This is a genomic window from Amphibacillus xylanus NBRC 15112 (assembly GCF_000307165.1).
Lineage (GTDB): Bacteria > Bacillota > Bacilli > Bacillales > Amphibacillaceae > Amphibacillus > Amphibacillus xylanus.
This window is the reverse complement of the sequence record NC_018704.1, coordinates 816,638-835,799: the sequence shown is the minus strand read 5'-3', so window position 1 is coordinate 835,799 and position 19,162 is coordinate 816,638. Positions and strand designations below refer to the sequence as shown.

The window sequence follows — 19,162 nt, the reverse complement described above, 5'->3', positions numbered from 1 at the left end:
TAATCTACTGATTAAGTAACAAATGTACTGCTAACTGTTGATTATTCTCATAGGTGATTTCTACTAAAAGTGCACGCTTAAAGCCTGACAGTTGAGCATCTCCCTTTAAGACTGTCGGATGTGTGATGTCTGTTCTTATTTCTTGATTTGCTAAATGTGTAGATAAACTACCCGCTATCATGTTCCCTAATTCACCAGCAAAAGATTCGAGCATCTCACCAGAAACCGGCATCCCAAACATTTTTTCACCAATTAGACTAACAAAAGTTGGATCAGCCTTTAATACTAATTCACCTTTTAGACCACCTGTAAAACCAATCATCACTCCGAAATTAACACTAAGTGGTGGATTGATCAATTGTGGTGATCCGACCGCTGGTTCAAGTGGGATTATATTCTTCACGGCAAATATTGTACCGTTATAAACCTCTTTAACTAATTCATTAATACTTTTACTCTGTACTGTCATACCCATCATCCTTATCTATTAAAAAACTGTGTTATAGAACCTTTACACTACACCCTTCTTTACTATTTTCGGTTAACCGACATAAATTATCAAGCTATTTTACTATAAAAAAAGAAAATGGTCGAAACCGCGACCATTTTCCTATGCATTTTTATTTATTTAAATGTTGCTTTAATTTCTGCAATCATTTGTGTTACAGATTCAATTCCACCACTTGATAAGTACCAATAATCAGGTGTTAAGTAGGTGACTTGTTCCTCTTGAACTGCAGTTGTTTGATTCATCAATTCATTATCAAGTGTTGAAGCAGCATCATATTCCCCACCCGTAACAGCATTACGGTCTAAGACGAATAAGTAATCTGGATTAACATCTGCTACAAATTCAAAGCTAATATTTTGGCCGTGTGTGGCAGCTTCGACGTCAGTTACTGCAGGTGTTACATTAAATTCGTCATGAATAACACCAAAACGTGATCCCGGTCCATATGCGCTTAATGATCCATCACTCGTTAAGAGAATCAATCCCGTTTTATCAGTCGGTACAGTATCAACAAGATCAGCGATATCTGATTCAATTTGAGCAATTGCTTCTGTTGCTACTTCTTCTTTATCAAAAATCTCAGCTAATATTGAAACATTAGTTTTAAATGAACCAAGATAATCTGCTGTGTCAATTCCTAAAAAGATTGTCGGTGCAAGCTCTGATAAATCGTCATACGATTCTTGCGTTCTACCTGAAATAATAATTAAGTCTGGATTTAAATTTGCTAACAGTTCAAAATCCGGTTCAAATAATGTTCCCGCATTTTCATATTGATCTGCTTCATATTGACTTAAATAACTTGGCACACTAGCTTTCGGTAATGCAGCAACCTCAACACCAAAATAGTTCAAGATATCTAATGATGCAAAGTCAAAAACAACGACTGTTTCTGGATTTTTCGGTACAACAGTTGTTCCTAAATTATGAACAACTTCTACAGTCGCAGCTGCTTCTTTTGATGTATTGTCAGCTTCCCTTTTAGATGTATCCCCACAAGCGACAATAAAACTCGCAAAAATTAACATAAATATGAATAATGATAGTTTCTTCATTCTCTTTCTCTCCCCTAAAAAAAGTTAATTGGAATTTAGCATATGTTTCTTAAACTAATTAAAATATAGGCAAATACGACATTGATCGATATCATGAATCTGAATATCCATATCGTATACTTCTTTTAAAACACCATTATTAATAATTTCTTCTGTCTTACCCTTTTTTACAATTTTCCCATCTTTCAGCGCTACAATATAATCTGAATATACGGAGGCAAAATTCACATCATGTAAGACGATAATGACCGTTTTACCTAGTTCATCGACTAGTCTACGAAGCACCTTCATAATTTGAACAGAATGCTTCATATCTAAGTTATTCAATGGTTCATCGAGTAAAATATAATCAGTATCCTGAGCGATGACCATTGCGATATATGCACGCTGTTTTTGACCACCACTTAACTGATCTAAAAATTTATCCTCCATCTCTTCTAATTCCATATATTTAATCGCACTATCAATCATTTTCTTATCAAGCTCAGTCAAGCGACCTTGTGAATAAGGAAATCGACCAAAGCTTACGAGCTGTCTAACTGTTAGGCGAACATTGATATGATTGGATTGTTTTAATATTGAAAGCTTCTTAGCTAGCTCTTTATTATTCGCTGTCGAAACCTCTTGATCATCTATCAATACTTCCCCATGGTCCTTAGCAATTAATCGACTGACAATCGATAAAAGCGTACTCTTACCTGCACCATTCGGCCCAATAAAGGAGGTAATTTTCCCTTTAGGTATTGTCATTGACACATGATCAATAACGACTGAATCACCATACGTCTTGACAACCTCTTTGATCTTTACCATGCTCGATTCTCCTTTAAAATAAGATATAAGAAGTAGGAACCACCCATTAAATTAATAATCACACTTAACGTTGTTGAAAATGAGAATATCCGATCAACAACTAATTGTCCCCCTACTAAAGCGATCACACTAATGATGATCGTTGCTGTTAATAAAATTGAATGACGATAAGTTTTAAACATTTCATATGTGACGTTAACGACTAATATACCTAAAAAGGTAATTGGTCCAACAAGTGCTGTGGCAATTGAAATAAGGATTGCGACGATTATCATTAATCGTTGAACAATTTTGTCATATTCAACACCTAAATTAATCGCATGCTCTTTACCTAATGACAATACATCTAAATATTTAAAGAATCTGAATAAATATATAAATGTTAGCAGTAATATACCTAGTGCTAAATACAACAAGTCAGTTTGAACGTTGTTAAAGCTAGCAAACATTCGATTTTGAATCATCATAAATTCATTTGGATCAATTAACACTTGCATAAATGTCGTAAAGCTTTGGAAAAACGTTCCGAAGATTAGACCGATTAATAATATGAGATATACATTATGATTACGTTTAAATAAAATCTTAAATAATACAAGCGCAAAGACAATCATTAATGCAATTGAGATGATAAAATTGATCTTCTGATTAACGATCGTAATGCTTGTAGAACCATAAAAGAAAATAATAAAGGTTTGCAACAACTGATATAACGAATCCAAGCCTATTAAACTTGGCGTTAGGAGTCGATTGTTTGTAATCGTTTGAAAAATGACTGTTGCCACCGCAATGACAGCACCAGTTGTCACAATCGCAAGCATTCGAGTTGCGCGACGCGTTAAGATATAACCGACATTTCCTTCTAATCCTAAAAATAAATAGAATCCAATCAGTCCAAGCATGATACCGATTAATAACATCAGTTTGTTTCGATTAGTCATATGCATTTCTCCTCATGATGAGATATAGGAAGATAAAGCTCCCAAGTACCCCGACAACAACGCCAATTGCTATTTCATAAGGGAAAATAATCACTCTACCCAATATGTCACTAAACAATAAGAAAATAGCTCCTAGTAAAGCAGTATAAGGTAAATTAGTTTTCAAATGATCGCCACGATAAATCGAAACAATATTCGGTACGATTAAACCGAGGAATGGGATTGTTCCAACCGTTAAAATCACAATTGCCGAAATTAAAGCAACAATCGTTAACCCACAATTGACTACGAATCGATAATTTAGACCGAGGTTTTTCGCAAAATCCTCACCTAAACCGGCAATCGTAAATCGGTTAGCAAAAAAGTACGCAATGATCACTAATGGGATACTTAAATAAAGTAATTCGTATCTTCCTTGCATCATTAATGCAAAGTTACCTTGTAGCCAGGCAGATATATTTTGTATTAAATCATGCTGGTAAGCAAAAAATGTTGTAATTGAACTAATAATACTTCCAAACATTAAGCCAACTAAAGGAATAAATACTGGGTCTTTGAATTTAATTTTATCGAGGATTTTCATGAAAATAAAAGTCCCAGCTAATGAGAATACAAATGCAACAATTACACGTTGCATCGGTGTTGCATTGCTAAACATTAACATTGCAACTAAAATCCCAAAACGAGCTGAGTCCATAGTCCCTGCAGTTGTAGGTGAAACAAATTTATTTCGACTAAGCTGCTGCATGATTAATCCTGAGATACTTAAGCCTACTCCGGCAATGATGATGCTGATTAATCTTGGTAGACGACTGATCATAATAATTTGCATTTGTTGGTCCGTTAGCTGAAAGATATCAGTGATTTTTAAAGGTACCACTCCAATAAAGATTGATAGACCTGATAAGACTATCAAAATTGGAATTAAATATTTATATTTCATAAAAAAACCTCATTATATAATATTATGATAATGAGAGTCATTATCAATTAGATGTATTAATTTTATCATGTATATAGAAACTGTCAATAGAGCAGAACGAGTTTTTATATTTTTTACACTTTTCAGTTAATTTACCCAACTAAATAAAAAAATCCGAACGAATTTATTGATATCCTTTACCTAAAGTAGATTTTTAACTACATAAATGACTTTAAGTATACGGATCATTTCACATTTCGTTCGGATTTTCATCATGTTATCGTTTTATAGCTCAATGAATATACTTCGATTGAAGAAGTAAAGATATGTTTGGTTAATCTCAACTTTCAATATTGTTTCTATCGCTTGTTTATAAAGTTTAATTTGTGTTTGGTAGCGATCTTTCAAACGATTCACTTCAGCTTGATCAACTACTGGGTTGACATAGTCTGTTTTATAATCGATAATCACCCAACCATCATCAGTCTCAACAAGCAAGTCGATAATACCTTGTAAAAAGATATCTTCTTGCTCACCTTGCCAATCCGGGTAAACCTCATTAGACGGGATCATCACACTAAATGGTACTTCTCGTTCAATTTGTCGAGCTTTTTTAATGACTTGATAGGCATCACTATGGAAAAATTGTTCAATGCCTCTTAAATCAATCACTTCACTTTGTTCATGAGTTAAAATTTCTTTCAAAACAAGTTGTTGAATAAATTGCTTCAATTTTGATTGATCCCAATCTTCTTCAAAGCTAATATGCTGCATAACTGTATGCATTGCTGTACCAATTTCAGCACGACTCAGTCTTTTTTCTTTTAACATGAATGTTGGTCGAGCCGTTATTTGTGGTTGGAATGGGCGAATGAGATCTGTTGCAGCATTGTCGTCTATCTTTTCTTGTTGTCGCTTGATCTCAGTTACTGACTGCTTAGCACGATGCTCAGTCGCTTGGACGTACTGATAATTAAATGATAAACGATTCTCAACGTGCTTAGTCAATTCAGGATCAAGATCAGTAATGAGTTCACCTTGATCGATCTTATCCCTTAAGTCAATGAGGTCGATTTGTTTATCTTCGCTTACCGTTTGATAATCTCGGGCATGCTCTAGACTAATTTTCCATGCTGAAGGGTCATTAAATACTTCATCACAGATTTGAACAGCTTGCTCATCACCTCTTAATAATTCGGCTTGATGATGGCGGATTACGCTTGCACCAACCCAATCCATATAACTCGACATTTGCAGTCGTGTTGCGCTAGGTAACGTCCAATCTGGTTGTTCAACAGTCTCTAACCAGAGGTTTTGCTTCTTCTCAAATGAATTGACTGTCCCAACCATGACAAGCTTTTCTTTTGCTCGTGTCAGCGCAACATAGAGGACACGCATTTCTTCAGCCCATAGCTCCCGTTTCATATACTGTCGAATCGCATAATACAGTAATGTAGGATACATGATTCGCTTCTCTGGATCGATGTAACGACTACCGAAGCCAAAATCTTTATGCAAAAGATATCGTTGACGTAAGTCTTGCTGATTAAACACTTTATCCATTGCGCCTAAAATGACGATCGGATATTCTAGACCTTTACTTTTATGAATTGTGGTAATTCTAACAACATCTTCCTGCTCTCCAAGTGCTCTAGCTGCACCAAGATCTTCTCCTCGCTCTTCCATCCGCTCAATCATCCGTAAAAAACGAAACAGTCCACGGAATGTCGTTTGCTCATAGCCACGAGCACGATCATATAACGCTCGCAAATTCGCTTGACGCTGACGTCCACCAGGCATACCTGCAACAAAATCATAGTAGCCCGTTTCACGATAAATTTGCCAAACAAGCTCAGATAAACTACCACGTCTTGCTAGCTGACGCCAGTTTGTCAATCGGTCAACAAATTGCGTTAATTTCGCCTTTAGCTGGCGATCTTGAATCTCTGGTAAAAATTCTTGTAACGCCTCATAATAACTCACTCTTTGGTTAGTTAATCTAATTTGAGTTAGTTCTTCTTCATTAATACCGACAATTGGTGACTTTAAAACACTCGCTAATGGAATATCTTGCTTAGCGTTGTCAATAATTTTTAGAACATTTAACATCACTTGAATTTCAATTGCTTCTAAGTATCCTGTTGTTAATTCTGCATAGACTGGTATGCCCTGCTTTTTTAACTCCTCCATTATCGTTGGAGCCCACGTCATTGATCGTAATAAAATGACGATATCACGATATTGAGCAGGTCGACTCATCCCCGTATCCTTATCAAATACAAGTCTTGGTTCTGATCCATCAATTCCGATCCATTGCTTAATCCGTTTTGCATATGCACGTGCTTCAATTTCCGCTTTAGCTAAATCAACGAAAGTCTCATCACCAGTTTCAGAATCAGAGGTGTCTTGTGCTTCACGATCAATAATGACAAGCTCTGCTTCAACATCTTCTTGCGACGCTTCGTCATAACTTAAGTTTCCATAGATTAATTCTGCGTCTAGATCATAATTGATCTCACCAACTTCTTCATCTAGCACCTGTCTAAAAATATAGTTCGTTGCCTCAAGTACTTGCTTCCTACTTCGGAAGTTCTTAGCTAAATCTATTCGTGCTCCTGATGAGCCAGGTTGTGAAAATTGCTTGTATTTTTCAATAAATAGTGACGGTTCTGCATGTCGGAAACGATAAATACTTTGTTTCACATCTCCAACCATAAATAAGTTTCCGGGTTCATCTCTTGATACGAGTTGAATAATCGTTTCTTGAACCATGTTTGTATCTTGGTATTCGTCAACTAAAACCTCTTCATACTTATTGCGTAATTCAATCGCAACACTAGATGGCTTTATTTCATCATGACGACTTTCTGGATCGCGCAAAATCTGTAACGCATAATGCTCTAAATCAGAAAAATCGACTAAACCTTGGTCTTTTTTAAGTTCACGATAGCGACTACCAAAATCTTTTACTAAAATCACAAGCTGTTTGACAGTTGGATATAGTGTTCTGAGATCTTTTAAATGAGCCGATAAGTCACGTGTGAACAATTGCTTAGCTAATTCTGTTAATCGTTTTTTACTACGATCGCGTAGTACCTTAACGCGCTCTCGTTTATCTGGATCACATTCAACCTTCTTACGTGATAGTGCCTTAAATGAAAGCTGTTGAAACCCTTGTTGTGCTTGATCCCAGCCAAACTCTAGCTTCGCTTTTAGTTCTTGAATTAATAGAATATCTAAATCAATTGCCTCAGCATAATGATACGGCCCGTCACTTTTACGGGTTAGATTAAGTGCTTGTTCTAAATCTTCAAGTGATTGCTCAAGTTGATCACGTACATCTTGTTTTAATACAAGCAACCAATTTAGCTCAGATTCATCAATGTTATCAGGTATATTGTATTGATTTGCGATCTGGTCCAACCAGTAATCAGGCGAAGGATTCTGCATCGCAAATTCATATAATTTTAAAATTAGTAGCTCAACCTCTTGATCACTTCTATCACTCGAAAAGCGATCAATTAATTCAAAGAAAGCTTCTTGCTGATCAAATGGTTTCCCATACCAATCTTCAAATAAATCATCTATGACTTCTTGACGAAGTAAATCAGCCTCAATCTCATCGGCAATTCGAAAACCAGGATCAATATCAATTAAATAGCTATAACGCTTGACGAGATCTAAACAAAATGAGTGCAATGTTGAAATTGAAGCCTGTTGGATTAACGTTAATTGTTGTTTTAAATGGGCTGATTCCGGATTTTCCTCTAGTGCCTGTTCAAGAGCTGAGGAGACTCGATTACGCATTTCCTGTGCTGCGGCATTTGTAAATGTCGCCACTAACAACTGATCAATATGAACTGGATCATTTTCATTAAGAATCTTTTGGATAATCCTTTCAACAAGAACAGCCGTTTTTCCCGATCCAGCAGCGGCAGCGACTAAAACATCATGTCCAGACGTATAAATGGCATCATTTTGTTCTTTTGTCCACTTTACCATTTTAAATCTCCCCTCTCTTCATTTTCTCGACAATTTGATCATCTTTAAGAATTGGTAGCTTGCGATACTGGTGATTCGGTAAGCTAGGATCAAACTGACAGACTGATCGGAACGGACAGAATCGGCAAGCTGTTTGATCGGCTTGCTGGTATGGATTCAATTTAACCTCACCATTTGTAATGGCAACACCTGCTGCTGCGATCTTCTGCCTCACATGCTCTTGCAGCAAATCAAATGTTTCTTCACTTGCTATTTGTGAACCACTTCTAAATGTTCCATCCTTTTTTAATCCTGCAGGAATAATTGGACTAATACCTGTTTCTAAATCGGTATCCATCATTTGAATAATCGGTTCCTTATCGATCAGTAAGCCTTGCATCTTATATTTTTTAAATAATTTTTCTTCAATTGCAGATGCACTTAATGCCTCTTGCTCACTTAACATAGGATCATGAATATGGAAGTAGAGCATCCCTGCCGGTGAAGCCTTAACACCAAGCCAGCGTTCAGAGTTAGTTAAAATGACATCTAAATAAGCAAGCATTTGTAGTGCTAGTCCATAATAAACTTCTACTAAGTTTAAGCCTGTTGCACTAGATTTATAATCAATAATTCTTAAATACAACTGATCCTCTAGCTTTGCTTGATCAACTCGATCTATTCGTCCGCGTAATATCAATTCAACACCATTTGGTAATGTCATTCTAATCGGATCTAGTGATTGATTGCCAAGTCCAAATCCAATCTCCATTCCTATCGGTGTGAATTCACTCTTTCTTGCTTGTTCACTCAACACAAACGTTGCCCGCGCAACAATTTGCTCAAGCTTTTTTTGCATATATTGATAGCGATTTGAACTGTGTAAAATCTGATGCTGTAAAATCGGGGCTAGCTTTTCTAGCGCACGTTTAGCATACATATTTGCTTGCTCACGATTTAAATCACGTAAAGTCAAGCCATCCTTTTGGACCCACTCCGTAATAATTTTCAGCGCTTCATGGAATAGTTGTCCCATATCTGGCGCATCGAGTTTGTAAGTCGGGCGATCTGCTAGCTTTAAAGTATACTGAGCAAAGTGCTGATAAGAGCAACGATGGTACATCTCCATCCGCGATACACTAGCTTGAATCTTATTTTCGTAGACTTTTTCGGCTGTTTCTTGCTTCAAATCGACTGGTTGATTTTGATAAAATAAACTTGCTAAGATCATCTCAATCATCGGGTCTTCATCTTTACGTGTAATAAACCAGTTCAATGCACTCCACCAGACTGAATCAATCGGATAAGCCCGTTGATATTTAGCCAATTGAGATGTTAAGGCTGATAAAGTTTTCTTCGGTGTTGTCACAAACCGATCAGCATCAATCATCTCTTCTGGATCTTGTAATAAGATAGGCTTTGGTAACTGCGGGAATAAATTGGTTATCCGCTTAATTAATGAGGATGGCATTTTGGCCTTTCCTTCTGTATCACTTAATGGATAACTGATCCATAATTTATCTTGAGCTAATGTAAGTGATAAATAAATGTAAAACCAATCATCAATTAGCTGTTGTGTCTCGTTATCAGCTAAAACAATTCCAGTTGACTTTAAGCGATCTCGTTCTTCTTCAGACAAAATCGTATCAACTTGTGGTTTTGCTGGCCATGTCCCTTCATTTACCCCGAGTAGTAAAGCTACCTTCGTTCTCATAATTCTTGAGTGATCAATCGAGCCAACAACTATATGATCAAGTGTTGGTGGGACATGGCTATATGTTAACGTATCAAGCCCCGCCTCTAACGTTTGGAAAAACAACTCACTTGATAACTGCTCATCTCCGATCATTTCAACCATTTCATCTAAAAGATTAATAAACGCTTGCCAAACTTGTTCTTGCTCACGCGCTTGTTCGATTTGACCTGATGCGTCTAACTCACTTTGCCAATTTTCCAATACGTGATGCACACCTAACTGTTCAATCCACTCATATAGCACTGTCGCTTTTTCCCTGACAGTTGCTGCTGCTTTAAAAGCTTGGTCAAACTTAGCCATCACACGAATGACTTGATCACGGTAAGCATTAATTTTTTCTTGCATTAATCGTTCATGGTCTGTTTGAGCAGCCTGATCAAACCCTCTAAAGCGCTGAAAGACCCATGGCTGATCACTAAACCATTGATTCCGGCCACGAATACCATACTCAAGTACATAGTTTTCTAGCGTATCAATCGCCTCTTGATCTAATGGATATTCTTCTTGCGTTGAGGGAATTAAGCCTGTTTTCAACATGCGAAACACAGCATCATAACGCCAATTTGTTAAAATGACATCTAATCCCGAACGAATCAATTCAATGAGTGGATGATAGATCATTGCTTTCTTTTCATCAACGAAAACTGGAAGATCATAATCAGCAAAAATTGTTTTAATTAAATCCTGATATAGTTCACTATCACGGACTAAAATTGCAATATCTTTATATCGATACCCTTCATCACGAACCAGTCGCAATATTTCCTGCGCTGCACCTTCCACCTCTGCCCTTGGATGAACAGCATAAGCAAGTTGAATCGGCGCTTTCCCTTTATATTGCGGGAAAGGACGCTTATCAAAATAACGTTCTAAATGAAGTAAATGTGGTGCTACTTTAGTCTTTGCTACTACACTTTCAACTTGTACAAGTTGATTACGCTCATGGGCAAGTGCCTCGATCACCGCATATGTTTCCTTTGTTTGACTAAAGATATCAAAAGGAATCTCTTGATCGAGTTCATCCGGATTAAGCGTTAAAGTAAACGTCATTTTTTTGGTGTGATCCATTAACTTTCCAATCACTAGCTGTTCTTGTGGTGTAAAACGGTGAAAGCCATCAACATAGACTATGGCATCTTTTAAATAAGTAGATTGCGGAATTTTCTCTGCCAGTAAAGCTAATTGATCTTCACCATCTATGTATTGATTAGCCAGCGTCTCTGTTAACGATAAATAAAGATAATGTAAATCAGCTAATTTATCCTGAAGTGCACTCGAACGCTCTGTCTGCTCATTTGAATCCAGCTGCGCAGCCAACATTTCTGGTGTAATCCGATACCGCTTAAATTCAGTAATCATAACCTCTAATTGCTCAATAAAGCCTTTTTTCTCAATCGACTTTTGGAAGATTCTCCAGTCTGTTTGTTTCTGCTCAATTATTTTTCGCAGCATCATTTGGATCCCAGTTGAACTAATGAATGCTTTCGTCACGCCACCACATTCTTGTAAAACTCGAAAAGCAAGACGAGAAAAGCTCAGGACTTGAGCTCGAATGCTCCCTTTTACATCTTGATCAGATAATAACTGATACTCTTGCTGAAAAGTCATTTGTTCTGGAACTAGATATATAATTGGTCGCCCATAGGGACGTTCACGTAATTCAGCCCGAATTTGCTCAAGGCAGTAATCACTTTTTGATACCGTTGCAGGTCCAACTAATAGATGAATAGACAATCGCCTTTCTCCTCTCAATGTTAATTATTCCTATTTTTATATCGATCATTTGTTCTACTTTCTATTTTAACATACTAGCACAACTTGTGAAAATGAAAAAAAGCTCCACTAATTTTAGTGAAACTTTTTTATCATTATTCGCCTCTGTCTTGTTGTCTCTGCTCTACTTCTTCATCATTTTTTTGCATCCTGCGCTCAATTTGCTTGCCTAAGAGCCAAAACAACATGATACCAACACCGACTAAAATCGTTCGAACTGGATGTTCAGCAAATGAAGTTAAACTATCTCCAACATAAGCAATTGAAAAAATCATCACTGCTTTTCCAAGTAAAATCGCTAGCACAAACTGAAAGAAGCTTACACCAGACAAAGCAGCGACTAAATTTATCACAGAGGACGGCGAAAATGGGAAGCATAACAAAATAAATAACGGACCAAAACCACGCCTCTCTAACCACCCTGTCACTCGCCTAACCTGACGATGACTATGTATCCAAGCCAATAATTTAATATGGCGAAAACGGCGAATCACTAAAAATACGACAATGGCACCAAAAGTAGCACCTAGCCATGAATAAAGAAAACCTTCTAGCAAACCGTATGCAGCTGCATTTGTCACAACGATTGCCATTAAAGGTAAGAAGGGTAAAAGCGCTTCAATAAACGGTAATAATATTCCCGGTAACGGACCTAATGCTTCATAAAAAACTAACAGCCTCTCTATTAACGCATCATATTGATTCGTTTCAAGGAGCTCACGCACTTGGTCAATGGATATGGAATTGTCGATAGTTAAGATCAAGACGATCACTCCTTAATTGATTAATGTCATGGTTAAAGTTACTATTCCCTAAATAAAAGGAAACATAACGTTTTTCAGACTCAAAATTCCAATCTTCAACTTATTCTTAATCGTTAATTTTTTGCCAAACTAATTTCCGCTCAGGATGTCTAACATTTGATAAATATAGCTTATCAGCTTCAATCTTAGCAGTTCGGGTTTGGTCTGAACCAATGTATGCATGAACTAAACTAAGCTCAACACGTGTTGTTAATGTGCTATTTTCTTCATCAAGTTTATACCGTCCCGAATAAGCATGATAACCGAATTTAGCCATTTCGACCTCAGTGTCTGTATTCAACCGTTCGAGGAAGTCGCGAGATTGTAACGATTCACGATTTGTTGCCATAATCTGAACAGCCATACGTTGGTCACGGGTAAACATGATCACACCTTCAGCCTCTTTCCCTAGTGGATAGATAATTTCGCCAGATTTATCTTCAGACTGAAAACTTACTAAACGCCATGATGTTCCTGCAATTTGCTCTGCGATAGTCAATTGATCTGTCTCCTTTTTAGTTGAAATTTATTAACCAGATTCTCACTATAATTATACTACAGCTTTATGAAAGATATCTTAAATAATCCTCATATTTCTCCCAGAAGCTTCTTTTACAAAGACGAGATCTACAAGTAAAAAGTTACTTAAATGAATGAATTTCATAATGACTTAATTGGCTATAAAACACGAACAATTGGGTTACAGGTGACGCGGTGATTTCCACTCTAGGCGGACGCTTTCCGCGGGATCGGCCTCAGCTAATTGATAAAAGCTTTTCAAGCTTTTATCACTGGATCTTCGGACACGATTGTTCCCGCTGGAGTCGCCGCCTGCCGTTCCAATCACTTGATTAGGCTCCTTTATTTACTAATTATATTGTATTTTCATTTGTAATTGTTCGTGTTCTTAACTAGATTTTTGTATTATGAAATTGACTCAAATCTAAAATTAATGCAAATCATACTTTTATTTTTTCAACATTTCGGATATAATAAGAACACATGTTCTATTTTAATTGTGAGGAGGGTAATCATGCGCTATTTAACAGAGGATGAATACAATTTAGCCTCTCGCTTTCTCTTCTTATCAATGGCCATCACCGTCATTCAACGAGACATAGCTGTCATCGAAAAAGGCACCGCTCTAAAAATAAAGGAGCCTTATCTTGTTTTACTAAAGAAGATGGAAAATGAAGCCATGCTCGAACGCCAACAATTACGCAAATATATGTATGATCAAAAATTAAAGGTCGTCCCCTTAGAAAGAAACGACACATTCACTGCCTATTTATTTTTTTGTCACAACCGAGAAGAACAGCGCTCTTATTTCAATCCAGCCATTAGAAAAAAGGTTGAGCATATTTTAGAGGAATTAATGTTAAAAAGCTATGAGAACGAAAGCATATCTTCTTAGATAAGAAAAGATCCCTACAATAAAGTTCGATATTTATTGTGGGATCTTATTTTAATTAATCTAGATTTAATTCTTCATCAAAAAGCGCTTTCAAAAGTGTCTCTAACGCTTTCTTTTTCTGGAGTGGTTGGATTTGTTGATCAATCATAAAGCGAAATTGAGCAGTGCGATAGAGTTGGTTGGTCATTATCATTTCGGAGACCGGTATCTCTAGCTTATGACCATTTCTAAAATGAACAATTGCCCCGCCGTATTTAGCTTTTGAAACCGTCGTACTATGAGTGTGCGAAAACCATGAGCAGTTAGGATTAGAAGGTGAATGTGTCGGAAAATAATAAAGATTTTTTGTTATGCTAATTACAACCGGGGGTTTATTATTGAAGCCGCAAACTACTTTTGCTGCATCTGCTCTTGCTAATAGCTCCTCTCCATTTTGCTTATGCGCCTTTTCAATAATCTTCGTAGGAGGTTCTGCCACATAGATTGGTTTAGACGCACCCTCCTCATAAACAATGCTTCCCCACAAACCATCGATCTCCGTTGCGATTAAAGCCATTGTTGCTTGAGATAGTTCATAGGATGTCCTTTCTTTTAGATTCATACTCAACATCCTTTCTCAATAATTGGTTTTTTAAAGAATTATTGTAAAAACATTCTTTGACTAAATTATACACATTAATCCAACTAAATTCCTCTTTTTTCTTAAAAATTCATCAAATTTTCATAATTTATCATACTTATTGCTTATAAATAAACAAAATAGCAGGATTTAATACGAAATTGTCGAATATATAAGATTTGCCACTTTTTTTAAATGTATTGTGAAGAAAAAAACCGCCTAGTTTTGAACTAAACGGCTTTTTGAATTGAGATTTAATAGACTAAATCTATAAATTCTTCTTTTGTAATTTTACCTAGATAATGTGGAACATCTACGTCTGCTAATGCTTCTTCAAGTGCTTGACGGCGATATTGAACCCCAATTAATTTTTCCTCAATCACCTTAACATCACCGACACCGAAGAAGTCACCATAAATCTTACAGTCCTTAATCGTTCCTTTAGATACGTCCATGCGCACGTCTACAAGACCAGCAGGGAATTTGTGTGACTTTTGAATATCAAATGTAGGAGATTTTCCGTAGTTCCACTCCCACTTTTGATAACGTTCTTCAGAAATTTTGTGGATATTATTCCAATCTTCTTCTGTTAATTCATAACGTGGGACATCTTTCACGTCATCAACGTTAAAGAGGAATTTCAACAAGTGCTCTTTAAACTGGTCCATTGTCATTTTTTCATCAAGGAATTCAACAATGTTCGCAACACGACTTCTAATTGACTTGATTCCTTTTGACTTAATCTTTTCAGCATTAACATTTAGTGCTGATACAACGTGCTCAATTTCCGAATCAAGCATTAAGGTTCCATGGCTAAACATCCGCCCACGTGTTGTAAATTGTGCGTTACCTGAAATTTTCCGCCCACCAGCAACTAAGTCGTTACGACCTTCTAATGCTGCCGGTACGTTCAGCGCATTAAGGGCTTTGACAACAGGCTCAGTAAATTTTGCAAAGTTATGGAAACTATTACCATCATCTTTTGTAATAAAGCTAAAGTTCAGGTTTCCTTCATCATGATAGACGGCACCGCCACCAGATAGTCGACGAACAACTTTAATATTGTTCTCTTCAACGTATTTCGTGTTTATTTCTTCAATTGTATTTTGATTACGTCCAATAATAATTGACGGTTGATTTACATAAAACAATAAGTATGTATCTTCTTCACCAAAATTGTTTAGTACATACTCTTCAATCGCAAGGTTTATATATGGATCCGTAATGCCTTGGTTATCTATAAACTTCATCTAAATCCTCCTTACAGTAGTTACTATTTCTATTTTATTTAAACATTTTTTTGAAAGCAACTAAACTGCCTAAGTTTCGGGCCACTGGTAACCTGATTTGGCCAATCGAACTGTTCCAGAATAATATTTTTTTGCTTCGGAAGCGAGTTGGCTCCGATCCCAGAAATGAGGTTGATGACTAAGCAGCAACGTTTTCACCTGAGCTTTTTCAGCAATTAGCGCGCCTTCCTTACTATTCATATGGCCTGGTTTTGAACCATCCTGTTCTTCATAAAAGTTACAATCCGTAATGAGTAGGTCGGCATGATTGCTAAACGGAATAAATTGATCTTGATAGCTCGAGTCTGCTGTATAGACAACTGTTTTCGCTCCGTCCGTCACTCGCATTGCATAGCAAGGAACTGGATGAATCGTTTTAAGAAATGTAATCGTAAATGGCCCTAAATTTAATGATTCGTTCGGTTGGTAAGCTATCCCTGTCGTATGACTACTCGTCAGTTCGGCAAATGCTGATTGATTTTCAGCATGCCCATATATGTTTAAGTTGCGCGCTTCATTACGAATTTGATTTTGGACTTTGATTAGATGTTGCAAAACTCCAACATCGGCAATGTGATCTGAGTGATAATGTGACAAAACAACCGCATCAAGATCATATGGGTCAATGTATTTTGGAAGTTGTGCCAAGGCCCCACTCCCACAATCGATTAATAAACGAAAATCGTCTTTTTCAAATAGGTAACTTGAGGTTGCTTCACCCTGTGCAGGATAGGCTCCCCAAAACCCAACAACCGTCACTTTCATTCGATCGCCCCTTTCTAATTTATCAACATATAGTCATTTTGATATTATTCCCTAAATCAAAATCAGTCAAACACTGTATTTTTACATAACGATAAGTCTAATCATAGGTGATCAGAACATTTTAATCGCGAAAATCCAACGATTAGCACTTAATCGTGACCTGACTCGTCTTATTTTCGCTAGAGGGGGAACGTTTAGACATTAATTGTGCCCTAACTCGACTTATTTCTGCTAGAGAGGGAACGATTAGCAACTAAGCTAATCACTTCGCTAAAAAAGTGAGTCAACGATCCATTCGTTGCTCACTTTTGCGTAACTCATCTCATTATTTTTCACGTATAATTAAGCTTGATAGTTGTACCACTTGAAATAGGCTGGAGTAGTTGACTTTTTCCCGTTACCCGTCGCATACATTCCAATATAAACACCAGTAAAGCCGCCAGCTACCTCGGTTGCGAGCATGCCACATTCGGCCTCGCCAATCTGATATTCCTTCACAACTTTTTCGTTATCTAGCTCTTTAACGTAAAACTTATATTGATAAGGATCTGCTCTCACACCTAGAATCACTTGATCGGCATCACATAAAACTTTTTTCTCGATCACGGTTAGATCCGCTAGCGTTTTTCTGAGAATAATATACTGTTGATCTGCTTCTCTCACTTTAGCAATTTCATAGTGAAAACGACCATTCATGTATGTGACTAACCCTGCTTCTTCATCATCTTTTTTCGGGGCAAAATCTAAGTACGTCTCAACAGTACAACGATGATCGGTTTGGCGTCTGCCAATAAAGGCTGGTGAATCCAAGTCGTTTAATGTCACTGCCGACCCATTCAATGTTAGCCAACCTTTTCTGTCTGTCAATGACCAATCATTCGGATATGGGTTTCTTAAAAAATTAAACTCTTGATGAAGCGTGTCCGACGTAAATAGATAATTTGACTCTGGCTTTTTTTCATAGCCCTTGAACAGTTGAGGTGCTTCCATTTCTAGTCCAACTCGCCCGTTTTGACCGAAAATTGGCCAGCCATCTTGCCATTCAACAGGTGCTAAAAATGTTTCTCTTCCAATGTGATGTTTTCTTGGATACCCGATGGGTCGAATCGCTAAGAAAACGCCCCACCAACTTCCATCATCTAATTCAACTAGATCGGCATGCCCCGTAGCATGGATCGGGCTATCTAAACTTCGATGCGTTAAAATCGGATCATGAGGATTGCCTTCAAACGGACCAAATGGATCATTGCTTCGTGCGATCGTCTCCATATGCCCGTACTCTGTTCCACCTTCAGCGGTCATTAAATAATACAGACCATTTATCTTATATAGATGGGGCGCTTCTGGAGATGCTGTGCCACCTGTTCCCTCATAAATATACCTTCTTTCAGATAAGAGCTTACCACTCTGAGGATCAATTTTCGCTTGATAAAGGCCTGGTTTTTCATCTGATCCTCCATCACTAGTTCCTGTAATATAAACATCCCCATTATCATCAAACAGTAGTGACGGATCAATTCCAGGCCAATCATCTAACCAAATTGGATCAGACCATGGACCCCGTGGATCATTAGCGGTAACAATAAAGTTTTTATTTATGGTAATATTCGTTGTGATGACATAAAACACACCATCATGATACCTAATTGTCGGTGCAAATATACCGGCTGAACTATGACTATTAGCTAGCGGTAACTGCTCATCACGCGTTAAACAATGACCAATTTGTGACCAGTTGACTAAATCTTTACTATGAAAAATTGGGATCCCAGGGAAGTATTCAAATGTACTTGTTACAAGATAGAAATCATCATTCACTTTGCAAATACTAGGGTCTGGATAAAACCCAGCAATAATCGGATTATTAAACTTCATCTCTCTCACTCTTTCTTTTCATTGTTTAGTTATCAGTTAAATCGGCGACGAGTCGAGCTGTCTTTTGTTTGTTTTTCCCAGAAGCAGGCACAAGCAAGTACGTATCTTGATAAGCATCATATTGATTAAAAATAGCTAAATCCGCTGTTGGGATCCCATATAAAACACCATTCACAACTAGGGCATCATCAATAAATAGATCGACTGTTTCATCCAATAAGACCTGATCTAGCGGACTAAAAATATCTTCACCAATCAATTGCTCTGCAAACAAATCATTAGTAACTAAAAGATCAATTTGGCCAACACCGATCCGCATCGCCAAACGCTCGATTAACTCATAAGCATTTTCTTCAATGATACCACCTTGATGTTGAATATGTTCAAAGTAAATGTCAAAATTATCATCATCAAGACTTTCAAGCTCTATTTCTAACGTCTCAACAACATCACGTGTTGCCTCACTAATTACAGTCACACCAATTGGCTCTTCACCTTTACTAGCTAAACCGTCAATAGCCAACCAAATAAACAGGATCAAAACTATGATGCCGACCAAATGCCACTTGTAATATTCCCACAAATAATCGAGTCTTTCTTTTCCTGACATCTCTTTTAGTTGATCGCTTAGCTTAACCATCTATC

General features: G+C 37.1%; 15 protein-coding genes. 1 reads left to right on the top strand and 14 read right to left on the bottom strand.

Annotated features, from left to right (window positions below; genetic code table 11):
• Positions 1-4: 4 nt before the first annotated feature.
• From AXY_RS04140 to AXY_RS04100, 9 genes are all read right to left on the bottom strand, one after another.
• Positions 5-469: a chemotaxis protein CheX gene (locus tag AXY_RS04140; protein WP_015009529.1), complete on the bottom strand. Its 465-nt coding sequence runs from the start codon at positions 467-469 to the stop codon at positions 5-7.
• A 155-nt stretch (positions 470-624) separates the two neighbouring features.
• Complete coding sequence (locus AXY_RS04135; RefSeq protein ID WP_015009528.1) at positions 625-1,566, bottom strand: siderophore ABC transporter substrate-binding protein; 942 nt, start codon at positions 1,564-1,566, stop codon at positions 625-627.
• A gap of 54 nt (positions 1,567-1,620) precedes the next feature.
• A complete protein-coding gene (locus AXY_RS04130) occupies positions 1,621-2,379 on the bottom strand; it encodes an iron ABC transporter ATP-binding protein (protein ID WP_015009527.1) in 759 nt (252 codons plus the stop codon).
• A complete protein-coding gene (locus tag AXY_RS04125; protein ID WP_015009526.1) occupies positions 2,373-3,320 on the bottom strand; it encodes an iron chelate uptake ABC transporter family permease subunit in 948 nt (315 codons plus the stop codon). The genes AXY_RS04130 and AXY_RS04125 overlap by 7 nt, the downstream gene beginning before the upstream one ends.
• Positions 3,313-4,263: an ABC transporter permease gene (locus AXY_RS04120; RefSeq protein WP_015009525.1), complete on the bottom strand. Its 951-nt coding sequence runs from the start codon at positions 4,261-4,263 to the stop codon at positions 3,313-3,315. Before AXY_RS04120 ends, AXY_RS04125 begins: the two co-directional genes overlap by 8 nt.
• A gap of 264 nt (positions 4,264-4,527) precedes the next feature.
• Positions 4,528-8,244, bottom strand: coding sequence for a helicase-exonuclease AddAB subunit AddA (gene addA / locus AXY_RS04115; protein WP_015009524.1), 3,717 nt, complete (start codon positions 8,242-8,244; stop codon positions 4,528-4,530).
• Position 8,245: 1 nt separating this feature from the next.
• Positions 8,246-11,713 carry a helicase-exonuclease AddAB subunit AddB gene (gene addB, locus AXY_RS04110; RefSeq protein ID WP_015009523.1) on the bottom strand — a complete coding sequence of 1,156 codons (3,468 nt, stop codon included), beginning with the start codon at positions 11,711-11,713 and terminating at the stop codon, positions 8,246-8,248.
• A gap of 134 nt (positions 11,714-11,847) precedes the next feature.
• The gene (locus AXY_RS04105; RefSeq protein WP_015009522.1) at positions 11,848-12,516 is read right to left on the bottom strand and encodes a TVP38/TMEM64 family protein; all 669 of its coding nucleotides are present in this window, start codon (positions 12,514-12,516) and stop codon (positions 11,848-11,850) included.
• Positions 12,517-12,622: 106 nt separating this feature from the next.
• Entirely contained in the window at positions 12,623-13,054 is a 432-nt protein-coding gene (locus AXY_RS04100) for a lipocalin-like domain-containing protein (RefSeq protein ID WP_015009521.1), read from the bottom strand.
• A 534-nt stretch (positions 13,055-13,588) separates the two neighbouring features.
• Between AXY_RS04100 and AXY_RS04095 the strand changes: the two genes are divergently transcribed.
• Positions 13,589-13,969, top strand: a complete 381-nt coding sequence (locus AXY_RS04095; RefSeq protein WP_015009520.1) for a hypothetical protein — start codon at positions 13,589-13,591, stop codon at positions 13,967-13,969.
• 55 nt (positions 13,970-14,024) lie between these two features.
• Here the strand turns inward: AXY_RS04095 and AXY_RS04090 are convergent, their stop codons facing one another.
• From AXY_RS04090 to AXY_RS04070, 5 genes are all read right to left on the bottom strand, one after another.
• Positions 14,025-14,570 carry a competence protein ComK gene (locus tag AXY_RS04090; protein ID WP_015009519.1) on the bottom strand — a complete coding sequence of 182 codons (546 nt, stop codon included), beginning with the start codon at positions 14,568-14,570 and terminating at the stop codon, positions 14,025-14,027.
• A gap of 272 nt (positions 14,571-14,842) precedes the next feature.
• On the bottom strand, positions 14,843-15,838 hold the full coding sequence (locus AXY_RS04085; RefSeq protein ID WP_015009518.1) for a lipoate--protein ligase: 996 nt from the start codon (positions 15,836-15,838) through the stop codon (positions 14,843-14,845).
• Positions 15,839-15,907: 69 nt separating this feature from the next.
• Positions 15,908-16,642, bottom strand: a complete 735-nt coding sequence (locus tag AXY_RS04080; RefSeq protein ID WP_015009517.1) for an MBL fold metallo-hydrolase — start codon at positions 16,640-16,642, stop codon at positions 15,908-15,910.
• Positions 16,643-16,984: 342 nt separating this feature from the next.
• Positions 16,985-18,517, bottom strand: coding sequence for a glycoside hydrolase family 43 protein (locus tag AXY_RS04075; protein ID WP_015009516.1), 1,533 nt, complete (start codon positions 18,515-18,517; stop codon positions 16,985-16,987).
• Positions 18,518-18,542: 25 nt separating this feature from the next.
• Positions 18,543-19,157, bottom strand: coding sequence for a hypothetical protein (locus tag AXY_RS04070; RefSeq protein WP_015009515.1), 615 nt, complete (start codon positions 19,155-19,157; stop codon positions 18,543-18,545).
• Positions 19,158-19,162 lie beyond the last annotated feature (5 nt).